Origin of the sequence: Methylovulum psychrotolerans (assembly GCF_002209385.1) — a bacterium.
GTDB lineage: Bacteria > Pseudomonadota > Gammaproteobacteria > Methylococcales > Methylomonadaceae > Methylovulum > Methylovulum psychrotolerans.
This window is the reverse complement of sequence record NZ_CP022129.1, coordinates 311,117-331,754: the sequence shown is the minus strand read 5'-3', so window position 1 is coordinate 331,754 and position 20,638 is coordinate 311,117. Positions and strand designations below refer to the sequence as shown.

General features: G+C 51.8%; 8 protein-coding genes. All 8 read left to right on the top strand.

Annotation, left to right across the window (positions count from 1 at the left end):
* Positions 1-24: 24 nt before the first annotated feature.
* The 8 genes from CEK71_RS01370 (at position 25) to CEK71_RS01330 (ending at position 20,634) form a co-directional block, all read left to right on the top strand.
* A complete protein-coding gene (locus tag CEK71_RS01370) occupies positions 25-771 on the top strand; it encodes a TorF family putative porin (RefSeq protein ID WP_088617702.1) in 747 nt (248 codons plus the stop codon).
* 86 nt (positions 772-857) lie between these two features.
* Positions 858-1,439 (top strand): RNA polymerase sigma factor, encoded by a 582-nt coding sequence (locus CEK71_RS01365; RefSeq protein WP_088617701.1) that lies wholly within the window; start codon positions 858-860, stop codon positions 1,437-1,439.
* Between the two features lie 14 nt (positions 1,440-1,453).
* Entirely contained in the window at positions 1,454-2,134 is a 681-nt protein-coding gene (locus tag CEK71_RS01360) for an anti-sigma factor family protein (RefSeq protein WP_157678911.1), read from the top strand.
* A gap of 7 nt (positions 2,135-2,141) precedes the next feature.
* Positions 2,142-3,377 (top strand): S8 family peptidase, encoded by a 1,236-nt coding sequence (locus CEK71_RS01355; RefSeq protein ID WP_088617699.1) that lies wholly within the window; start codon positions 2,142-2,144, stop codon positions 3,375-3,377.
* An 808-nt stretch (positions 3,378-4,185) separates the two neighbouring features.
* Positions 4,186-5,874: a hypothetical protein gene (locus CEK71_RS01345; RefSeq protein ID WP_088621458.1), complete on the top strand. Its 1,689-nt coding sequence runs from the start codon at positions 4,186-4,188 to the stop codon at positions 5,872-5,874.
* Between the two features lie 559 nt (positions 5,875-6,433).
* The gene (locus tag CEK71_RS01340) at positions 6,434-8,113 is read left to right on the top strand and encodes a hypothetical protein (protein ID WP_088617697.1); all 1,680 of its coding nucleotides are present in this window, start codon (positions 6,434-6,436) and stop codon (positions 8,111-8,113) included.
* Between the two features lie 380 nt (positions 8,114-8,493).
* The gene (locus CEK71_RS01335) at positions 8,494-10,104 is read left to right on the top strand and encodes a ShlB/FhaC/HecB family hemolysin secretion/activation protein (protein ID WP_088621457.1); all 1,611 of its coding nucleotides are present in this window, start codon (positions 8,494-8,496) and stop codon (positions 10,102-10,104) included.
* Between the two features lie 9 nt (positions 10,105-10,113).
* Positions 10,114-20,634: a filamentous haemagglutinin family protein gene (locus CEK71_RS01330; protein WP_088617696.1), complete on the top strand. Its 10,521-nt coding sequence runs from the start codon at positions 10,114-10,116 to the stop codon at positions 20,632-20,634.
* Positions 20,635-20,638: the final 4 nt, after the last annotated feature.

The window sequence follows — 20,638 nt, the reverse complement described above, 5'->3', positions numbered from 1 at the left end:
GTTTTTAAGTAAGGCCAGACCTCCATGAAACTGACGGCTACGTTGGGAAAACCGCCACAGCATCTGTTTTTGTGGTACTTAGGCTTGTCGCTTTACCTGCCGCCTGTTGGGGCGGAGTGGCACGGTAAAGTGCGCCTGTTGAGCGACTATGTGTATCGGGGGTATTCTAAAAGCCAAGGGGATCCGGTTGGCCAAGGCCAATTCGATTACCAAAACCAGAGCGGATGGTTTGCGGGTTTGGGGGTATCACCAGTCGCTTTGAGTAGCCGTTATTATAAAGGGACTGCCGAGTTTGAAGCGAGGCCTTATACGGGTTGGCGGCTACCGGTTGCTACGGATTGGCAAGTGGCGGTAGCGGCGACAGGTTATATATACGACGGGACAGTATTTGCCCAAACTGCTGACTATGCGGAATATTCCGCCGCCCTGCATTATCAGGACAGCATCAGTGCGAAAATTTCCATGGCACCGAATGCTTACCAACGTCATGCCACAACGGTCAATTATGAATTGGACTACCACCGGGATATTGCCGATACTGTGCAGGTGTCGGCGGGTCTGGCTTATGCCCAAATGGGGCAATTGCTGGGGCAGGACTATTTTTATTGGAATGCAGGCCTATCTTGGTTTGTGACCAGCTCTTTAAGCCTCGATTTGCGCTATGTCGATACCCAGTTAGGCGGTAACTATTGGGCAAATTACCACTATGGCTGGTTCCAGCCCTCGCCTATGGCGAACCAGTATTTGCTGTCAATGAGTCTGGGGTTTTAAGAAATTATTAGCGGCGATTGAACCTTTAGCCGATTTATCAGGATATAGGAGAGAAGCAAACCCAGATTAGCAAAGGAAAAGTGGCAATGTTGCGTTTAGTGCGAACCCGCGAAAAACCGCCGATACCGGAACCCAGCCCGGCCGAAGATGAAAACACGCTGTTCCAACGCCTTAAGGCGGGCGATATGGCGGCCTTTGAGGCCTTTTATAAGCTCTATTACCCCCGGTTGTTCCGTTTTATCCAACGCATTAGCCGCCAACCCGAAACCGTTGAGGAAATTATCCAAGAAACGTTATTAGTGGTTTGGCAAAAACCGGAGAGGTTTAACTATACCAGTAAACTGTCCACTTGGGTCTTTGGCATTGCTTACAATAAGACTTTGAAAGCCCTAGACCATAATGCGCGTAACGCCCATGCCGACAGTGACGATTGGCTGGCCGAAGTGGCCGATCCGGCCGCCAATTTGGCGCAACGCCATGAAAACGAAGATTGGCTCAATTGCGCCCTTGCCTCGTTACCGCCAGACCAACGGGCGGTTATCGAACTGGCTTTTTACCATGGCTTGCCTTACCAAGACATCGCCCATATCCTCAACTGCCCTGAAAATACCGTGAAGACCCGTATGTTCCATGCGCGTAAAAGGCTTCAGTCATTTTCAAACAACTAATGGAGCGTAATGACATGAATACAGCCGACTTATTGGCAAAAGAACCACACCAAGCCTTAGCGGAGCTGTTGCCTTGGTATGTCAACGGCACATTGGCGGCAGACGAGCGGCAACAAGTCGAACGGCATCTGCGCACTTGCTTGGTATGCAAACAGGAATTGCTGTTTTTACATAAATTGGCAGATACCGTACAGCAAACCAAGGTACTGGATATTGCTGCCGAAGGCTCTTTTGCCAGTTTACGGACAAAATTGCAAACTGGCCCAGTAGCCGCACAGGCCTGTCCGCAACAACCCGGCTTGGTGGCGTTATCGGCTAACCGTGGACGGCGCAGGCGATGGCGGTGGGTCAGCGTGCCGCTGTCCGCCGCTCTGCTGCTCCTGTTAGTGCTCATACCGCAAGGGACACAGACGTGGCGGTTGGCACCTGCCGATTATTACACTTTATCAGCCACCCCGCCCGTGTCTATTGGCGGCACCAAGCTGCATGTCGTGTTTGCGGATAAGCAAGCCGATCTGCGTATTAACGCTTTGTTGGCGCAAATCCACGGGCAACGGATCGGTGAGCCGAATAGTGTCGGCGCTTATACCGTCCTTCTGGAAGTCGTACCGGACAGCCCCGATATGGCGGCTGCTTTGGCAATGTTACGCGCCCAGCCTGATGTGTTGTTCGCCGAACCCATTATCACCCCTTGATACCGCCATGTCATTATTTCTTAGCCGCCTTGTTTTGCTGAGCTTATGGCTGAGTTTGGCGGCTTGTTCCCATATTACCGACTTTAGCCGGGTCGGCGACAATGCCGCCGATCAACGCCGTTTGCTGGTGACGTTTGTAGACCAGACCATCGGGCGTACTGTGTCCGGCAACGCGCTTGACAATTACCCTACCGGCGGCCAATACCAAAACTCAGGTTGGAGCGGGCGGGTGGCGCGGGCGTTGGCGGAACGCCACCATTTACAGGTTGTCGCCCAATGGCCGGTTACGGAATTAGGGGTTAGTTGCGTACTTTACGAAGTCCCCGAAGGTTTGCCATTATCTGCCGTCATGAGCGCCCTGAATAAAGACCGCCAAGTAGCCGCAGTACAAGCCCTACAGCATTTTCGGGTACTGGGCGGCGACCCTGTGCCAATGGCTTCCGACCCTTATGTGCATTTGCAGACTGGTTTCCAAGCCTTAGGCATCGCCGAGTTACACCGCACCACCACCGGACGGGGTGTGCGTATCGCCTTGATCGACACGGGTGTTGACAGCAGCCATCCTGATTTACAAGGACAAATCAATTATTCGGAAAATATGGCGCCAGAACCTGCCGACCATAATATGGCCGATCTCCACGGTACAGCGGTAGCGGGGGTGCTGGTGGCACGTCCTGACAATGGCATCGGCATAGCTGGTATCGCCCCTGATGCTAAGCTGTTTGCTTTTCGGGCTTGCTGGCCTAGCAAGCCTCAGGCCTTGGCGGCGAACTGCAATAGTTTTACGTTGGCGTTCGCGCTCAACCAAGCTTTGCGCATGGGTTGCGGTATCATTAATCTTAGCCTAAGCGGCCCGGATGATCCGTTATTACGGCAATTAGTGGACAAAGCTTTAGCGCAAGGCACGTTGGTGGTCGCCGCCATGCCGAAACTAGGCCAAATCGGCGGTTTTCCGGCCAATGTTAAGGGTGTGATAGCTGTCGGCGAAGATGACAGTAACCATCCCGCCATTGTCGCCCCCGGCAAAGACATCCTGACGACCGTACCCCAACAAAGCTATAACTTCATGAACGGCAGTTCCTTCGCCGCCCCCCACGTCGCCGGGGTCGCGGCATTAGCGATGCAACTGCACCCCGACTGGCGCAGTGCCGACATCCTGCACCTATTGCGTAGCAGTTCCCACAACTTAGCCGCCCAACTACCTGCCATCACCGCCGCCCTTAGGTTAGAGAGTAGCCGATAGGCTATAAGCCACAATCAGCAATATACCTGTCATTCCGGCATACCCTTAGGGGCAGAGATTCGCTATTATCGCGTACTCGCGAGTACCGGAGAGCCGTAGGCCAAGCAAGAGAATCCAATTCGCAGGAATGAGCGCATTAATCTCACAAGAAAACTGGCGGAAATTGAATAAAATCCGATCATTTTCAACGGTACGAAATTGACAGATGCCATCCGTGGCATCTGGATTTACTGACATGATAACGGCTTGGGCAATCCTTTGTAAGCATCTCATGGGATGCCCGTCTGGGTGCAATAGTTGCCAACCATTTAAATCTCATAGACGCAGTCATTGGTATAGATTATGGGGATTATCTATATCAGTGTTGAATTAATAATAATTTTTACACCTTTAAAGTGAAAAATATATTTTATTTTTGGTGCAATTGGAAATGAGAAGCCAGCACCGATGTGGGAAGAAAAACCATAAGATTGGACAGAGTGTGTAGCAAAAAGACGATCAGGCTGTTTTGTCTTCTGCAACAGCGGACTACCATCAATTTTTGGCCGGCTATCAGAACACATCCAAAGCATCATGGTTTATGAAGGCAAATGATGCGGCTGGATAGCGCAACTGTTTTTAAAAATACACCACACCAACAGCACCCTGTTTGTCTGCCAACACCTCTTTGAAACTTTAAAAATAAAAATCATTTAAAATCAATAGATTAAATATTGGCACAATGAGTGCAATAGCTTATTCAGCAGAATCCTTCCCTGCAAGCTATCTGCATAACGCTTGGCTTTTAAAACTAAAAAAGGTGATTTTTATGAATAAACTAAACACATTGGCACTAGCGGTCTCTTTACTGGCGGGTACACAGGCAGCTTACGCCCTTACCCCTTGGACAAACGGCACACCCGACCTTACCGTTTACACTTCAGGCGGGGCGGCGCAGGATAAGGCCTATGGCTTAGTGGTCGCCAACACACTGGCTGCATCAGGCACAGTTGACACCTTCGCTGATGTCGATCCGGCTACTGGCACTATTGGTGGCCGTTGGACGGCGTATTACTTTACCGGCAACGCGAATTTAGGTGCAGGTTTAGCGGGCAAGAAAATTTTGTTAGAAAAACGTATCTATGGGGCGGCCGGTTATGGGGTTGTGCCTTTAATCGCCAACTCAGGCAATGGTATTGCCCTTGAGCAATTAAAAGTGATAGGGCTAGGCTCTACCGCTTGGGTTGCTAACGGCGCTAAGCAATGGAAACAAACAATCAGTTCTACCAACGCGACCAAATACTTGATTAAAGCAATTTCTGATGGTGGTTTCTTGGGTGTTGACCCCGATATATTGCTAAAACCCAATACCCAAAACTATCCGTTGCCCGTCAACCAACTGATTACTGGCCTACCTGAAGGCAATTGGTCTTTAGCATTAACGTCAGTACCGAAAACAGGAACTAATGCCTTTACTGTCGTACCGACTGGCGGTTTGGTTTATGGTGTGGCGGTCACTTTGGATTTGTATAAAGTCTTACAAGCTGCGCAAAAACGTGCCGGATCATTGCCCAGCTCTGTGGTTATCGGCAACTATGACGAAGCCAGCCTTCCTAACCTGAACCGTAATGTTCTGGCTTCTATACTGGCGGGTAAAATCCAAAACTGGGAAGAAGTCAAAATTGTTGATAAAACCGATAGCAACACGGTCAAAACCTTGCTGGACAGCAGTATTCTGGCCGATGCCGGTGTCACCGCACCTTATAAAGAAACCACTACGGGCAATAACCTGACTCCGGTAGCGGTAGGCAGACGCAACAACGGCGCGGCTATCGGCGCGGTGGCTTATGCGAAATTCCTTAACTATCCTAGCACCGCCAATTCTTTCCCACCTGCCAGTACCGTGGCTAATACGGCAGTCGATGAAGATGCCAGCTTGCCTATCGTTAAATCCCCTGGCGGGGCGGCTGATACCGGCAATTTGTTAAAAGATTGGCAAAATGGCACTAACGCGACGGGCTTTAACAATGTTCCTGACGGTTCTGCCTACGCCAAGCGTTGGGGTGTTGCCATCAACAGTGCCGACCGCAATAATGCGGTGACAGCCACCGGAACAGGCGGCGACCCTTGGCGTTATATCAAAATCGATGGCTACGCCCCGACCTTAGAAAACGTCGCAGCAGGCGATTATCCGCATTGGGCGGAGGGTGCAGTATTGTACCGTACAGCGAAAAGCACCGATGCTTTATGGGCGACTAAGGTCAAACTGTTGAAGGCTTTAGCGGATGACTTGGGCAGTCCGACCGTTGCCAGTTCAGTTAACACCACCCAAGCGTGGGGCAAAACTGGCATTTTCGCCACAACTGCCGATCCGCGCGGCTTTACCGCAAGCATTCCTTTCAATACCAGCAACCCTGTTGTGGCATTGACGCATAAAAACGGCGTTTACCCACATGCTGACATTGTGCCTGTTGGCGACACGAATGCCGCTGGCGGTTTTGCCATCCAATTGAAATAAGCTTTTGCCTTAACAGGCCGGACACACTGCTGCCCGGCTCGTCTTTTGCGCCGTTGCAATGACGGCAAGCCCTAAAAAGCACTGGGCGACAGATAAGACCACGGATTTTACAGAGATTCACAAAAGACCCTACAGCCTATACAGATTGCCCCTATCTTTGGCTCAGCATCTGCCCTCCCTAAACCCAGTCGCTTGTAAGCTACTTGTTGCAAGCGACTGAGGATTCTGCCCACTCCATCATGTTACCTATCACTACGTTACGCTATTTTCAGAGCTTTCGCAGGCATCAGCGACTCTGTATTGGTGCGGCTATCTTGTCGGTTTTACGCCAATAATCCAACTGGCCTTAACGTATTTTGTCGGCTTTATGACATTAAAGCGTTCTGCACAGGCTACAAAAATAATCCTCATAACCCGTTAATGCTTGCTTTATTTATCGTTATATAGTTAAGTATACATCGTATTGAAATGGCATGATAACTGCCTCAACCAATGCGTTACCTTACTTATTTGTAACATTATACACAAGCGTTCATTTACCCTCATCAGGAAAGCGGCTATGAAAAAACTCTCTACCTCCCTCGCTATCGCCGTGTCATTATTCGCTGGCCCGCACACGGCACAGGCACTGACACCTTGGACAAACGGCACACCTAACCTTACTGTCTTTATTTCGGGGGCAGTAGCCCTAACCAATGCATACACCCAAGTGGTCACCACCACTTTGGCTGCATCTGGCACCGTCGATACCTTTAATGATGTCGATCCGGTCACGGGTTCTAAAGGCTCGCGGTGGACAGCGCATTATTTCACGGGTAACGCCAATTTAGGCTCTGGTTTGGCGGGTAAAAAAATCCTTTTGGTCAGACGTACCGCAGGTGGGTCTGGCTATGGGGTCATCCCTTTAAACAGCAATATTCCTCTTGAGCATCTCAATATTGTCGGCAAGCCGGCATCCGCTTGGATAGCGGACGGCACGCAGGCTTGGAAACAGACAATCAGCGCAACCAATGCCAGCACCTACCTGATCAAACACATTTCTGATGGTGGCTCTATTGCGGTTGATCCGGCAATTTTGTTAAAACCCGGCACAGCCAATTATCCCGACCAACAAAACGAACTGATGACGGGCTTGCCTGAACCTGGTTGGCCATTGACGACCATACAAATTCCGACCACAGGTACGAGCGCGTTTACCATAGTGCCTACAGGCGGCTTGGCGTACGGAGTGGCGGTGACGCTAGATTTATATAAGGTACTGCAAGCGGCGCAAAAACGCGCAGGCACCTTGTCCAGTAGCGTGGTGGTCGGCAATTATAACGAAAACGATATGCCCAGCCTTAACCATAACCTGTTGGCTTCGCTGATTGCAGGCAAAATAGGTTCATGGGATCAGATAAAAATTGTTGATAAAACGGACAGTAACAAAGTCAAAAGTTTGTTGGACAGCAGCATCTTGGCTGATGCAGGTGTCACCGCCCCTTACAAGGAATCGACAACAGGTAATAACTTAACCCCAGTGGCTTTGGGTTTAAGAAATAACGGTGCCGCCACCAGTGTCATTGCCTATTCGGTATTCCTGAATTATCCGGCGACCAAAAATGCCTTTAGTCCAGCTACTAAAACGCCTGATAGTGCCGTCGATGAAGATGCCTCTTTGCCTATCGTTAAGGAGCCAATTATTGTTGCCGATACCGGTACCTTGCTGAAGGACTGGCAAAACGGTACTAATGTCCTGGGTTTTAACAACGTGGCCGATGGCAGCGCCTATGCCAAACGTTGGGGTATCGCCGTCAATTCGGCCGACCGCAATAACACCGTTACGGTTACAGGTACGGGCGGCGACCCTTGGCGTTACATTCGGATTGACGGCTACGCGCCGACGCTAGAAAACATTGCTGCGGGAGGCTATCCGTACTGGGGCGAGGGTGTTGTGCTGTACCGTACCAGCAAATATTGGGATGCAAATTGGGCGTTAAAAACCAAACTCATGAAAACCCTGGCCGACAATTTGGGCAGCCCAACCATTATAGGTGCGGTTACTACCACCCAGCCATGGGGTAAAACCGGGGCATTTGCCACCACCGCCGACCCGCGCGGCTTTACTGCCAGCATCCCGTTTGCTTCCAGCAGTCCGGTCGTACCGTTTTCGCATAAAAACAACGGCACGGTACATACGGAACTGGTGCCCGTGGCAGATGCCAATGCCGCAGGTGGCTTAGCGGTACAAATGAAATAACTCAGGAAATACGGATATTCTCAGCTAAGCTGCAAGCGGCGTTTGCTGTTTAGCAAGCTATATGCCACAAAGGGCGTGGCCAGATTTATGGCTAACAAGGTCGCGCCATTTGTGGCGAATTGCTTTCGGCACTATCAATTTCTGGTTGCCTGGGGAGAAGTTATTGCCTATCTGTTGAATTATCAACAGCAAATCAGCAATGGCTGTTGATAATTCAACAGCCATTCACTAGCAAAGCCATTATTTTCTATTATGAATCAATAGCGTAAATATTGGCATACTATCTGCAATAAGCATAACTCATGTACTTATAAACCCTTCTCTTGGCGCGGAAAGCATTGGGTTTTTCTAATGCAGCGTTGCCGATTATCTTATTTTTTATGAAGCAGTTAGCCCAATACGCCTTAATAAGCACTAGCGTGTGGTTTTTTTCATCAGGTGCAGCGGCGCAGCAAGTTACCGCCACGCCTGCTGCCCCTACCGAAGCTTTACCTACGTTTGATATGTTGGAAATGCAGGTTGACGGCAATACCGTACTGGCACAAACCCTGGTTGAAAAAAAACTCTATCCTTTTTTAGGGCCTGCCAAAACCGTTGATGATGTCGAAAAAGCCCGCCAAGCCTTAGAAGCCTTGTACAAAGATAATGGCTATCCGACTGTATTGGTGGATATTCCCGAACAGGATGTGGTGAATGGCTTAGTGCGGCTGAAAGTCGTTGAAGGGGCGGTGGAGCGGCTGAAAGTAACAGGGTCGCGGTATTTTTTCTTAGGCAAAATTCGGGACAAAGTACCTGCTTTAGCGACTGGGCAAGTACCGTATATGCCCAAAGTACAAGAACAGGTAGCTGATTTGGGCAAAGAGTCGGCAGACCGCCAAATTACGCCGATTTTCCGAGCCGGATCTACACCCGGCACCACTGAAGTGGAATTGCGTGTGAAAGACCAATTACCCTTACATGGCAGCCTCGAAATGAACGGGCGCAATTCCGAACACACCTCCCGTTCGCGCCTGATCGGTTCACTACGTTATGACAACCTGTGGCAGCGTTTCCACAGCGCATCATTACAGTATCAGGTGTCGCCGGAAAATTCCGATGAAGTGGATGTCTGGTCGGGCACTTATGTCTTACCTACCCATTGGGCGGATAGCCGTTTGGCGCTTTACGGTATCGGCATCAGTTCCAATACCCAATTGGGGGCGAGTGTCGGCGGCTTATCAGTAGTCGGTAGCGGGGCAATTTATGGGGCGCGTTTGGTCACGCCCTTGCCTGGCATTAACAACTATGGCCATACCTTAAATTTAGGGGTTGATTATAAAAGTTTTAATCAGGGCATTAGCCAGCAGGGTCAAGACCTACAAACCTCGCCGATCAGCTATGTGCCTTTTTTAATCGGTTACGATGCCAATTGGCGTTCTTCAGGCGTACTGACAACGCTCAATTCCGCCCTGCACTTTTCGTTGCGTGGATTCGGTAGCGACGATCAGGAATTTGAAAACCGCCGCTATAAGGCGAAAGCCAGCTACGCCTATTTCACCACAGAACTTAAACATCTGCGCGAATTGCCGTGGGATATGCGTTTGGCGGCCCGCGCGTCAGGACAGATTACCAATATGCCTCTTATCAGTAACGAGCAATTTGCCGTCGGCGGCCCGCAAAGCGTGCGCGGTTACCATCAGACCCAACAATTGGGTGATGACGGGGCCAATTTGTCGGTGGAATTGCAAAGTCCGCAACTGAAACGGCGCGATTGGGAGTTTGCCCAAAACCTGCGCCTGCACGCATTTTTTGATTATGCTTATTTGTGGATTGACCATGCCATAGCACCGAACCCCCAGTATTATCGCCTTGCCGGCACAGGGGCGGGGGTGCGCCTACAGTTTTTTAAGCACTGGCTGGGCGAATTGGATTGGGCTTATCCGCTGGAAAGGCAAGGTACGGTCAATGTCGGCACCCAACGCGTTGACTTTCGCATGGCTTACGAATTTTAGGGCGGCAATATGATGACGCAAACGCATTTAACTACACCTTCCCCGCTAGTGTTAAGGCCTAGCCATCCGCTTAGCCCTAAGCCTTTGGTTGTGGCGATCCGCGCCTTAATCGCCGGGGGCTTGGCGATGGGCGCGGGTATATCGGCGGCTTACGCGGAACTGCCTGTGCCGGTTAATCCCGTCACCTTATCCGATACCCCAGTGGATATTGCCAGCCAAGGCCACGCAGCGGCTTCGGTGTCGGGTACAGCCATGACGATTAACCAAAGCACCGATAAGGCCAGTATTGATTGGCAAAGCTTTAATATCGGCGTTGACAATAGTGTGCATTTCGACCAGCCCGCCACCACTTCCGTGGCCTTAAATAATATCCACCAAGCTGATGCCAGCCGCATCATGGGGTCTTTAACTGCTAATGGCCAAGTTTATCTGGTCAACCAAAACGGCTTTGTCTTTGGGGCTAATTCACAAGTTAATGTCAATACCTTGGTTGCCAGCACGCTGGGCGTAAGCGAAACCACCTTCCAAAATGGTCTGACTAAAGCCTTCAATACCGATGGCTCGGCAGCCTTACAAGGTAATGGTGAGGTGTATCTTAAAGATAGCCAAGGCCATATTATCCATGATCAGAATGGCGATAAAATCAAAATCCAGATTTTTATCGAGCAAGGGGCGCATATTAAGGCTAATGCTCCGGGAGGTCGCGTCATTATTGCCGCCCCGGTCATTAATAATGCCGGGACTATAGAAACGCCGGACGGGCAAACTATCCTCGCCGCGTCTACAGATAAGGTCTATTTGCAGGAAGCGGGCAGTGATTCGGATATCCGTGGCTTGTTGGTTGAAGTGGGTACGGGTGGTGAAGTCAATAATATGGGCAAAGTGTTGGCGGAACGCGGTAACGTCAGCTTAATGGGCTTCGCTGTCAACCAAGAAGGCACAGCCTCGGCGACGACTTCGGTTAGTCTCAACGGTTCGGTCAGGCTACTAGCGCATGAAGGCATTCAAGATCCGTCCGGCACAGGCGGTAAGCTTTTGCCTAAAGCCACGGTTAGGACGACTGATTTGGATGACGGCTTAGGCACTAAAGCCACCGTACATTTGGCGGCAGGCAGTATCACCAGTGTCGGCTTAGATAGCGACAAAACCACCACGGCGATAGATGCCCAAGCCCAAAGCCGCTCACAAATAGAAATCAGCGGCCACGATGTGTATTTGCATAAAGGCTCTACAGTACAGGCGAAATCCGGCGATATTAGCATAAAGGCCGTTGATGATCCTACCGACAGCACAGTGAAAGGCAATGCGCGGATTTTCTTGGAAACGGGTAGCGTCGTCGATGCTTCAGGGATGAAAAACGTCAACGTGGCGATGGAGCGTAATGTCGTTAAAGTCGAATTGCGTAAAAACGAATTGCGTGATGCGCCGTTACAGCGTAACGGTGTCTTGTACGGGCAAACTGTTTCGGTGGATTTGCGCGACGCGGCAATAAGCTATAACAGCGACGGCACAGTCAACACCGCCACTATTCCGGTCGCCGACATTAAAGGTGCGGTCGACCGCATCGCCCGCAATATTGATGAGCGCAGCACTTCCGGCGGTACGGTCAACCTACAATCCAGCGGCGATGTCATTACCCAGACCGGCAGCACCATTGATTTTTCCGGCGGTTCGGTAGTGTATCAAGACGGTTATATCAGCACCACTAAACTGGTGGCGGATGGGCAAATTTACGATATTGCCCAAGCGCATGCCAACCGCCATTACGACACGATATTAGGCCAGATCAGCGACAGCCATCCGAAATGGGGCGTAACGGAAACGTGGTCGATTCCGGGCTTGGCGGTTAAGTATTTTGAAGCTGGTTATACCGACGGCAAAGCGGGCGGGACTTTAAATATCAGCGCTTATGAAACCTTATTGAACGGCACGTTGGACGGCTCCACTGTGGCGGGTACTTTGCAGCGCACAGCAGATAGCCAAGCCACTGGCAGCACCTTAAATATTAATTTAAGCAATAATAATTTATTGGGCAAACAAGATGTGGTGTTCAATAAAAGCGAACATTTAGCCGATGTGGGCTTTACTGATGCCTTGCCCAGAACAACGGACAGTTCTACCGACGCGGCGGCGTTACAATTGGATGCCCAACTATTTAAAGGCTCCGGCATCACTAACGTCAGCATCAAAACCAACGGCTCGGTCAGCTTACAAAAAGGGGCCAATTTGGATTTGCCTGTCTATGGTAACCTTAATTTAGCCGCGAGCGGTTTTGACATCCAAGGGACAATTACCGCCCATGCAGGTACGGTTAAGCTCAACCCGATCAGCATTAACGATGCCTTGCAGCCCAGTACGGTAAACCTCGGCAGTTCGGCACTGATTGATGTATCGGGGCTATGGGTAAACGATGTCATTGACGGTAAGCCTGGTCATACCTTGGGCTTGATTGCCAGTGAAGGCGGTTCCGTCACCTTGGTTTCCGAACAAGGTGATTTGTCCTTGGCACAGGGCAGCCAAATTAATGCCAACGGCGGCGCATGGCTCAATAGCCAAGGCAAAATTACGGCGGGCAAAGGCGGCTCAATCAGCCTGACCGCCGCCACCCATGACGGCGGCGGCGTGTCTTCCAGCCTGCTGATGGACGGTAGCGTGACCGCGTTTGGCATTAACGAAGGCGGTAGCCTAAGCCTGAACACAAATGAAATCGTCATCGGCACCGCCAGTGATGTGCCTACCCATACAGGCGCGACCACCACACCGCTGGTTTTAGCTCCGGATTTCTTCCAACAAGGCGGCTTTGCCAATTACAACCTCACCGCTAACCAGCATGGCCTAAAAGTCGCCGATAACGTCCACCTGACTGTCCGGCAAAACAATTGGCTAGTGGATACTACTGCCATCACCCAAGCCTCAGGTAGCCAGCTGCAAGATTTTACGGCCATCACCACCTTACCTGACAGCGAAAGGAATGCCGCGAATCTGAGCTTGACCTTTAGCGAGTTGTTGACGCAAAACCGCGCCGAAGCCCTCAGTATCGGTACAGGGGCGTTAATCCAAACGGATGCGGCAGGCTCGGTAACACTGTCTTCCGACACTTCCATTTTTGTGGACGGCACAATCAGCACACCCGGCGGGGCGATTGCCCTGAACATCAACACACCGACCAGTGGCGACAAAGGTTTTTATGCCTCGCAAGGCATTTGGTTGGGGGCAGACAGCCGCTTATTGGCGAAAGGCGTGTTTAAGCCCGAAGTGAGCAACTATGGCCTGAAAACAGGTGAGGTGTTGGCGGGTGGCAGCGTCAGTTTGACCGCCAATCGCGGCTATATCGTCAGCCGGGCCGGCTCGGTCATTAACGTGTCAGGCACCTCAGAACAACTGGATTTTCAACAGACCAACCTCAGCACAGGTAAGCCGGAAACCGTCTCCAAAACCATTACTTCCGCAGGCGGCAGCATTAATTTTAAAGCAGGTGAAGGTATTTTAGCGGATGGCATATTACGCGCCCATAGCGGCGGCGGCACTGCCGCTGGCGGTACGCTTAGCGTTGAACTTAACCGGGGCTTACGCAATAAGCCGGTGTTGCCGATCAGCGGCGGTCTATTTCCTGATGATATAAACCCTGCCCTACCGCGTACGATTGTCATTGCCGAAACCGATACTCAATTTATCCCTAAGGATTTGGCCGAAGGTGGCTCTATCGCTTCTAACACCTACAGTGGCCGGGCTTTATTTAATGAAAAGCCGCTTAATAATGGCGGTTTTGATAGTTTGCTGTTGACAACCGATGTCTTGGGGGCAAACGGCAAATATGCCGGCGCTATCGAATTTCAAGGCAATGTCAGCTTAACCGCCCGCCAGCAAATCGTCTTGGATACGCCGACCCTGAAAACCACTGACGGGCAAGTGACGTTGAACACCGCTTACGCCAAGTTGGGTTCCAGCCAAAGCCGGGTCGATACGGATTTGGGTGACGGCACCTTTTCCAGTACCTTAGCGCCCGCCGCTAAAACCGGGGTTGGGCAATTGACAGTCGCCGCCAAAGGCATTGATTTGGTTGGAGGCCTAAGTTTTAATGGCTTTAACAAAGTCAATTTGGACAGCCAAGGTGATGTCCGTGCTATTGGCATCCGTGTCCGTAGCGATACTAAAGATTATCTGGGCGAGCTAAAACTGGCGGGTGATTTAAACATTACCGCCAGCCAAGTCTATCCGGCGACCTTAAGCAATTATAAGATTTCTGTCAGTGGCGGCGACCATACCGTTACCATTAAAAACAGCGGCAACACACCGGGTGCGGTTTATTCCGCCGATGGTAGTTTGACTATCAATGCCCCGAACATCAACCAACAGGGGGTAGTGAAAGTGCCGTTTGGCACTTTGGCCTTGAATGCCAGCCAACAATTGACCTTAGCCGCAGGTAGCCTGACTTCGGTATCGGGCGATGGTCTGACGGTATTATTCGGCCAAGGTTCCGGTGGCTTAAATTGGCTGTACCCATTAGACAGCACAGGGAATACCAATATTGTCATCAGCAATCCGCCTGAAAAACGCCTGACCCTAAACGGTAAGAATATCGCCTTAAACAGCGGCGCCAAGGTCGATTTATCGGGCGGCGGTGACCTCTACGCCTATGAATTTATCACTGGCCCCGGCGGTTCCACTGATGTGCTGGATGCCAATACCAATGGCTTTACGCAAAAATTTGCGGTCATTCCCAGCTTGGGCAACTCCCTCACACCTTATGATCCACAAGAATTTGCCGCTTCGGGTTTAAGCGTTGGTGACAGCGTTTATCTCAGTGCCGGTTCCGGTTTGGCCGCTGGCTGGTATACCTTATTGCCCGCCCATTACGCACTGTTGCCTGGGGCCTATTTGGTCACACCACAAACGGGTACGCAAGACATGCAGCCCGGAGTGACGGTGACTGATTTGGCCGGAACCACCATTGTTGCCGGCCGTTACGGAGTGGCCAGCACCGATACCGCTAACAGCCGTTGGCAAGGTTTTACCGTGGAATCGGGCAGCATCGCGCGGACTTATTCGCAATACACCGATTATTTTGCCAACAGTTTTTTCACCGCCAAAGCCGCAACTGACGGCACAGTCGTGGCCGCTTTGCCACAAGATGCCGGAAGCTTGGCTATCAGCGCCCAAACCGGGTTGTCACTGGGGGCGGAACTGGCGGCGGCGCCGGCCAATAATGGCCGGGGCGGACAAGTTGACATCAGCGCCGACCATTTGGCGATTGTCGGGCGGCGCGAAGAATTGGCGGCGGCAGGTTCAGGTACGGTCAGCCTGTTAGCCGAGGATTTGAATAATCTGAATGCCCCCAGCTTACTGTTGGGCGGTATCCGCAGTAAAACCGCCACTGGGCAGCGCGTCAGTGTGTCGTCAAAAACCCTGAGCATTGCCGGTGATGCCGATCTGCAAGGCCAAGAACTGTTGTTGGCGGCCAACCAAGAAGTGCGCATAAAATCCGGTGCCATCGTCGAAAGTACGGGCAAAACTAATGCGACAGGCGTAGCCCTGACCGTAACCGAAAAAGGTAAGGATAACAGTGATGGGGCATTGGTGCGGTTGTCTTCGTCGGCACAGGCGGAAGTGACACGCGATAAGACAGTATCCGGCGCAATCGGTACATTGGTGGTGGAAAGCGGTGCGCATCTTAAGTCCGGCCATTCAATGTTGCTGGATTCGACCAAGGACACAGTATTTGCAGGCTCAATTGATATGCAGGGCGGTTCTCTGGCCTTGGCTTCCAGCAAAATCAGTTTTGGCCCGGCACCTACAGGTACATCGGGTTTGGTGTTGGCCTCCACGCAGTTTAGTTTGGATGAATTGACGCTGACCAGTGCCAGTGATTTTAATATCTACGGCGGCATCAACGTCAATGCCGGGCTGATCAACATTAATGCTGCACACATCAATGGCTTTAATAATAATGGGGCTACCGCCAACTTAAGCGGGGACACCATTAAGCTGAGCAATACCCAGGCGACTGCGGACAGCAGTGGTACGGGTACGGGCATATTGGCACTGAATGCTAGGCAAATCGAGTTGGGTAGCGGCAGTTATGCGCTGACGGGGTTTGCTACGGTCAATTTGAATGCCAGCACCGCTATTAAAGGTTTAGGGCAAATCTTAGCCAGCGGTACTGGGCAAAGTTCGTTGCTTGCTGCGGGCAATCTGAGCGTGGCGGGTGACTTAAACCTCAATGCCGGACATTTTATCGGTGACGCAGGAGCGACGACAGCCATTGATGCCAGTGGCCACCAAGTCAATATTACGGCGTTGGGGGCGGTTGACCCGACGTGGACTAGCGGGCTGGGTGTCAGTTGGTCAATCACGGGCGATGCTATCACCAGTAACGGACGTTTTGACTTGCCGTCCGGCATTGTCAAACTCACCGCCTTAAAAGGCGATATTGCCCTTAATGACGGGGCGCGTCTTGACGTCTCAGGCCGGACGCTCAACTTTGCCGACGTGGTCAAATATTCCGCCGCAGGCAATGTGTCGCTGACGGCCAACCAAGGTAACATCACCTTGGCAAACGGTGCCGGCATCAATTTGGCCGGAGCGGCCAATGGCACACAACAGGCCAGCGATGCCGGAACTTTAGACATCGCCGTTACTCAAGGCCAATTCAACTGGCAAGGTAATATAACGGCATTGAATGGTGCCCAAGCCAATAGCGCGGTCAAACAAGGCTCTTTCCATCTGAACGCCAATACCTTGGGGGAGGGCGGCTTTTCGGCGCTGAACAGCCAATTGGCAGCCGCCGGATTCACCCAAGCCTTGACGGTTGAGCAACATACGGGCGACTTGACAGTCGCCGCCACCGATACCGTCACCGCCCAGCAATTGGCCTTGCTGGCCGATCAAGGCAATGTTGCCATCAACGGCACGCTTAATGCCAGCGGCAAGCAAGCGGGCAGCGTATCGGTTTATGGCCACAACGGCATTATCTTGGGGTCAACAGGCCATATCATCGCTTCAACAACCACTGCCGGAGCGGCTGGCGGCAGTGTCATACTGGATACTGTCCATCGTGATGACACGGGCAGCGGTTTGCTGGACTTATCGCAAACGGGCGGGACAATTGACGTATCCGCAGGCTCTGGTGGTACGGGCGGTTCGGTGCATTTGCGCACAGGCCGCGACGATACTTTACATACCGTAAACGCGACGGCGATCCATAGCCATATTATCGGTGCTGATGCGACCCGCACCGCGCTGGAAGCGACCCGTGTTTATGATGGGCAAAGCACGATCAAAGCCAGTAATATTACCGCTTGGCAACATGACACCAGCAGTTTCATGGCCTCCGCGCCGAGTTTGGTGAATGATTCCGGCACGGCGATTGACTTGTTGCCCGGCCTTGAAATCCGCAGTACGGGTAATTTGAGCCTGAACACTACTTGGGATTTTCTCAACTGGCGTTATGCCGACAGCCAAGGCAACAAGACCCTGCCGGGCTTTTTGACCTTACACGCAGGCGGTAACCTTAATGTTAAGGCCAGCATCACTGATGCGTTTGCCACAGCCTATTTACCCGGACAGTCGTCAATGAAGCTGCAAGATGTGCTGCAAACAGGACGGTCTTGGAGCTATGATTTGTCTGCTGACGGCAATGTCAATCTGGCGAACAGCTATCTGGCGGCTGACCCTTACGGCACAGGCACGCAAGTCAGTACGCAAGTGATGGTCAGGACTGGCACGGGCAGTATTGATATTAATGCGGGTGGGAATATCCAATTTGTCGCTGACCCGAATGACAGCACTGCATCAGCAGCCGTGTACACCATGGGGACAACCGCCGAATATACGCGTGGGCAACTGTTAAGCGGGTCGGTACCGGGGGTTCCGGCAAAACTGACGGGAGAAACCGATGCCGAGTATCTGAATCGGCTAGACCCCGTGCAAATGAACACCTTATTGCGCTACGGTTATTTTGACGAAAGCCGCTTAGGTCTGGTGTTCATGGTCGCAGAGTATCCCACGCAAGGCGGTGCTATCGGCTTACATGCGGGCGGCAATATCAACGGCATCTATACCGGACAACAAACCAGCGATTGGCTGGTGCGTAGCGGCTCTATCAGTGATAACAGCCGTCCTACCGCTTGGGGGATTAATATCAGCGGCGACCGCACCAACCCGGCTAACGGCATTTCCTCAAAAGGCAAGCATTATTTCAACCAAAACATCGGCTCTTTAGCGGGTGGCGATGTCAACATCGAAGCGGGCGGTTCCGTCAACAATTTGTCCGTGATGCTGCCGACCACAGGCAAGCCGTTTGGCCAACTCAGTGAGGCGACTAACCAATGGACGCAAACCGGCACGGTAGTCAACGGCGGCGGTAATTTGCAACTCAAAGCGGGCAATGACATTGTCGGCGGCGAATACTATATAGGCCGTGGTACGGCAGAATTGGATGCGGGCGGCAGCGTCAGTAAAGCCGCCAACGGCTTGGGGGCGATTTTAGAAGAGGGTGACGGCAGTTTTACTGTGCAAGCCCGCCAAGATGTCGTGATCGCCTCAGTGCTGAATCCCACTGTTATCAAGCAAAATAATCCTTTGCCATTAGCGGCAGGCGGCGACTCGCTGTTTTTCACTTATAGCGACACCAGCGCAGTTAATCTGTTGGCGACAGCGGGCAATATCGTTTTAGAAAACGATGTGGACGGCATCAGAAACTCGAAAAATGTCGATACCAGCACCTCCTCAGGCTTTGAATACGCCGTCTATCCGGGCAGTTTAAGTGCGGTTGCCTTTTCAGGTGATATCCGCATCGATAACTCCATGACCTTAATGCCTTCGGCACAAGGTATCTTAGCATTATTGGCTTACCGCAACATCGGCACAGATAGCGATGCCGCGCAGCTGATTAATGTCAATATGTCCGATGCCGACCTCAGCTTCTTACCCGGCGTAAACAGTCCTGCCCAACAACTTGAAGGTAGCCTGAGCGATGGCCTGATCCGGGCACGCGAACGTTTAGACCCATCCACGCCAGATGCCACGTTAATCCATGCCGCCACACCAGTACATAGCGGAGCTAGCGCTAAACCGAAAATTATCGCCCAAACGGGTGATATTGGATTTTCTTCCAACTCGGAAGTGACGTTTTTCCTCCCGCAAGCCGCCGATTTTATTGCCGGGCGCGACATCTCTAACCTTAGCCTGTTCGGCCAAAACCTTTCCGTCAACGATGTGACACGGGTTGTCGCGGGTCGGGACATTACTTTTGACGCGCTTATCAGTACCGATGGTATCGTCCAGGCGAATGATAAAGGTATTGAATTGGGCGGCCCCGGGCAATTGCAAATCCAAGCTGGGCGCGATATTAGCTTAGGTGGCTCGACAGGTATTAATACTATAGGCAATACCAAAAACACCAGCTTGTCGGCGACTAACGGCGCGGACATTAATGTCTTGGCGGGTATTTCCGACAAAGTCGATTATGCCGGCTTTATCAACAAATATTTCGCGGTGGGCAGCAGTTACCTCAGTAACGCAAAACTGCTTGATGACAATGGCAACGACCAACTGGCTGGTTTATCACCCGCGCAAAAATTGGCGGTGCTTGAACAACTGCCTGATGCCCGCAAGCAAAAGCTGTTACTGGATGTGCTGTTTAATGAAATCAAATTGTCCGCCGCCGCAGCGGCGGTGGCGCCTGAATCACAGCGCAAAGCCCTCTACCAACAAGGTTTTGATGCCATTGCGGCATTATTTCCGGGTAGCAAATACCAAGGTGACCTGTCTTTAGTATTCAGCCAAATTAAAACCTTAGCGGGCGGCAGTATTGACTTGGCGGTACCAGGCGGGGCGGTCAACGTCGGTTTGGCGGGTACAGTGGGCGGCATTTCCAAAGGTGCTGACCAGTTGGGTATCGTCGCCCAACAAACGGGTGATATTAATGCCGTCAGTAACGGTGACTTTAACGTCAACCAGTCGCGGGTCTTCACTATGGGCGGCGGCGACATCGCCATCTGGTCATCGACGGGCAATATTGATGCGGGTAAAGGTGCGAAGTCGGCGATTTCTGCCCCGGCACCGATTACTACTGTCGATGCCAAAGGCAATATCGTCACCACCTTCCCGCCTATCGTATCGGGTAGCGGTATCCAAACCATCAATCCGCAAGACAAAACCAAAAAACAAGGCAATGTCTACCTTGCCGCCCCAGTCGGGGTGATTGATGCGGGCGAAGCCGGAATCAGTGGCGGACAAATCATTATCGCCGCCACAGCGGTAGTCGGTGCGGCGAACATTTCCGCTTCCGGCAGTACATCCGGTGTCCCTACCGCCGTAGCAACTCCGGTTGTTCCTTCAGGGGTTTCCAGTGCCGCCGCCAGTGCCGCCAAACAGGCCACCACTACGAATGAAGAAGATAACAACGCCGCCAACGGCGATGGCGACAAGAAAAAAACCACCGTCAGCCTACTGAGTGCCGATGTCGTCGGTTATGGTGATTGTAGCGTGGCTGATGTCCGTGACGGTAAAAAAGGCTGCGGCGGTTAAGTGA

What these genes read in the sequence shown, in the direction of transcription:
- CEK71_RS01370 (WP_088617702.1), top strand. Translation starts at nt 25, where the DNA reads ATGAAACTGACGGCTACGTTGGGAAAACCGCCACAGCATCTGTTTTTG.
- CEK71_RS01365 (WP_088617701.1), top strand. Translation starts at nt 858, where the DNA reads ATGTTGCGTTTAGTGCGAACCCGCGAAAAACCGCCGATACCGGAACCC.
- CEK71_RS01360 (WP_157678911.1), top strand. Translation starts at nt 1,454, where the DNA reads ATGAATACAGCCGACTTATTGGCAAAAGAACCACACCAAGCCTTAGCG.
- CEK71_RS01355 (WP_088617699.1), top strand. Translation starts at nt 2,142, where the DNA reads ATGTCATTATTTCTTAGCCGCCTTGTTTTGCTGAGCTTATGGCTGAGT.
- CEK71_RS01345 (WP_088621458.1), top strand. Translation starts at nt 4,186, where the DNA reads ATGAATAAACTAAACACATTGGCACTAGCGGTCTCTTTACTGGCGGGT.
- CEK71_RS01340 (WP_088617697.1), top strand. Translation starts at nt 6,434, where the DNA reads ATGAAAAAACTCTCTACCTCCCTCGCTATCGCCGTGTCATTATTCGCT.
- CEK71_RS01335 (WP_088621457.1), top strand. Translation starts at nt 8,494, where the DNA reads ATGAAGCAGTTAGCCCAATACGCCTTAATAAGCACTAGCGTGTGGTTT.
- CEK71_RS01330 (WP_088617696.1), top strand. Translation starts at nt 10,114, where the DNA reads ATGATGACGCAAACGCATTTAACTACACCTTCCCCGCTAGTGTTAAGG.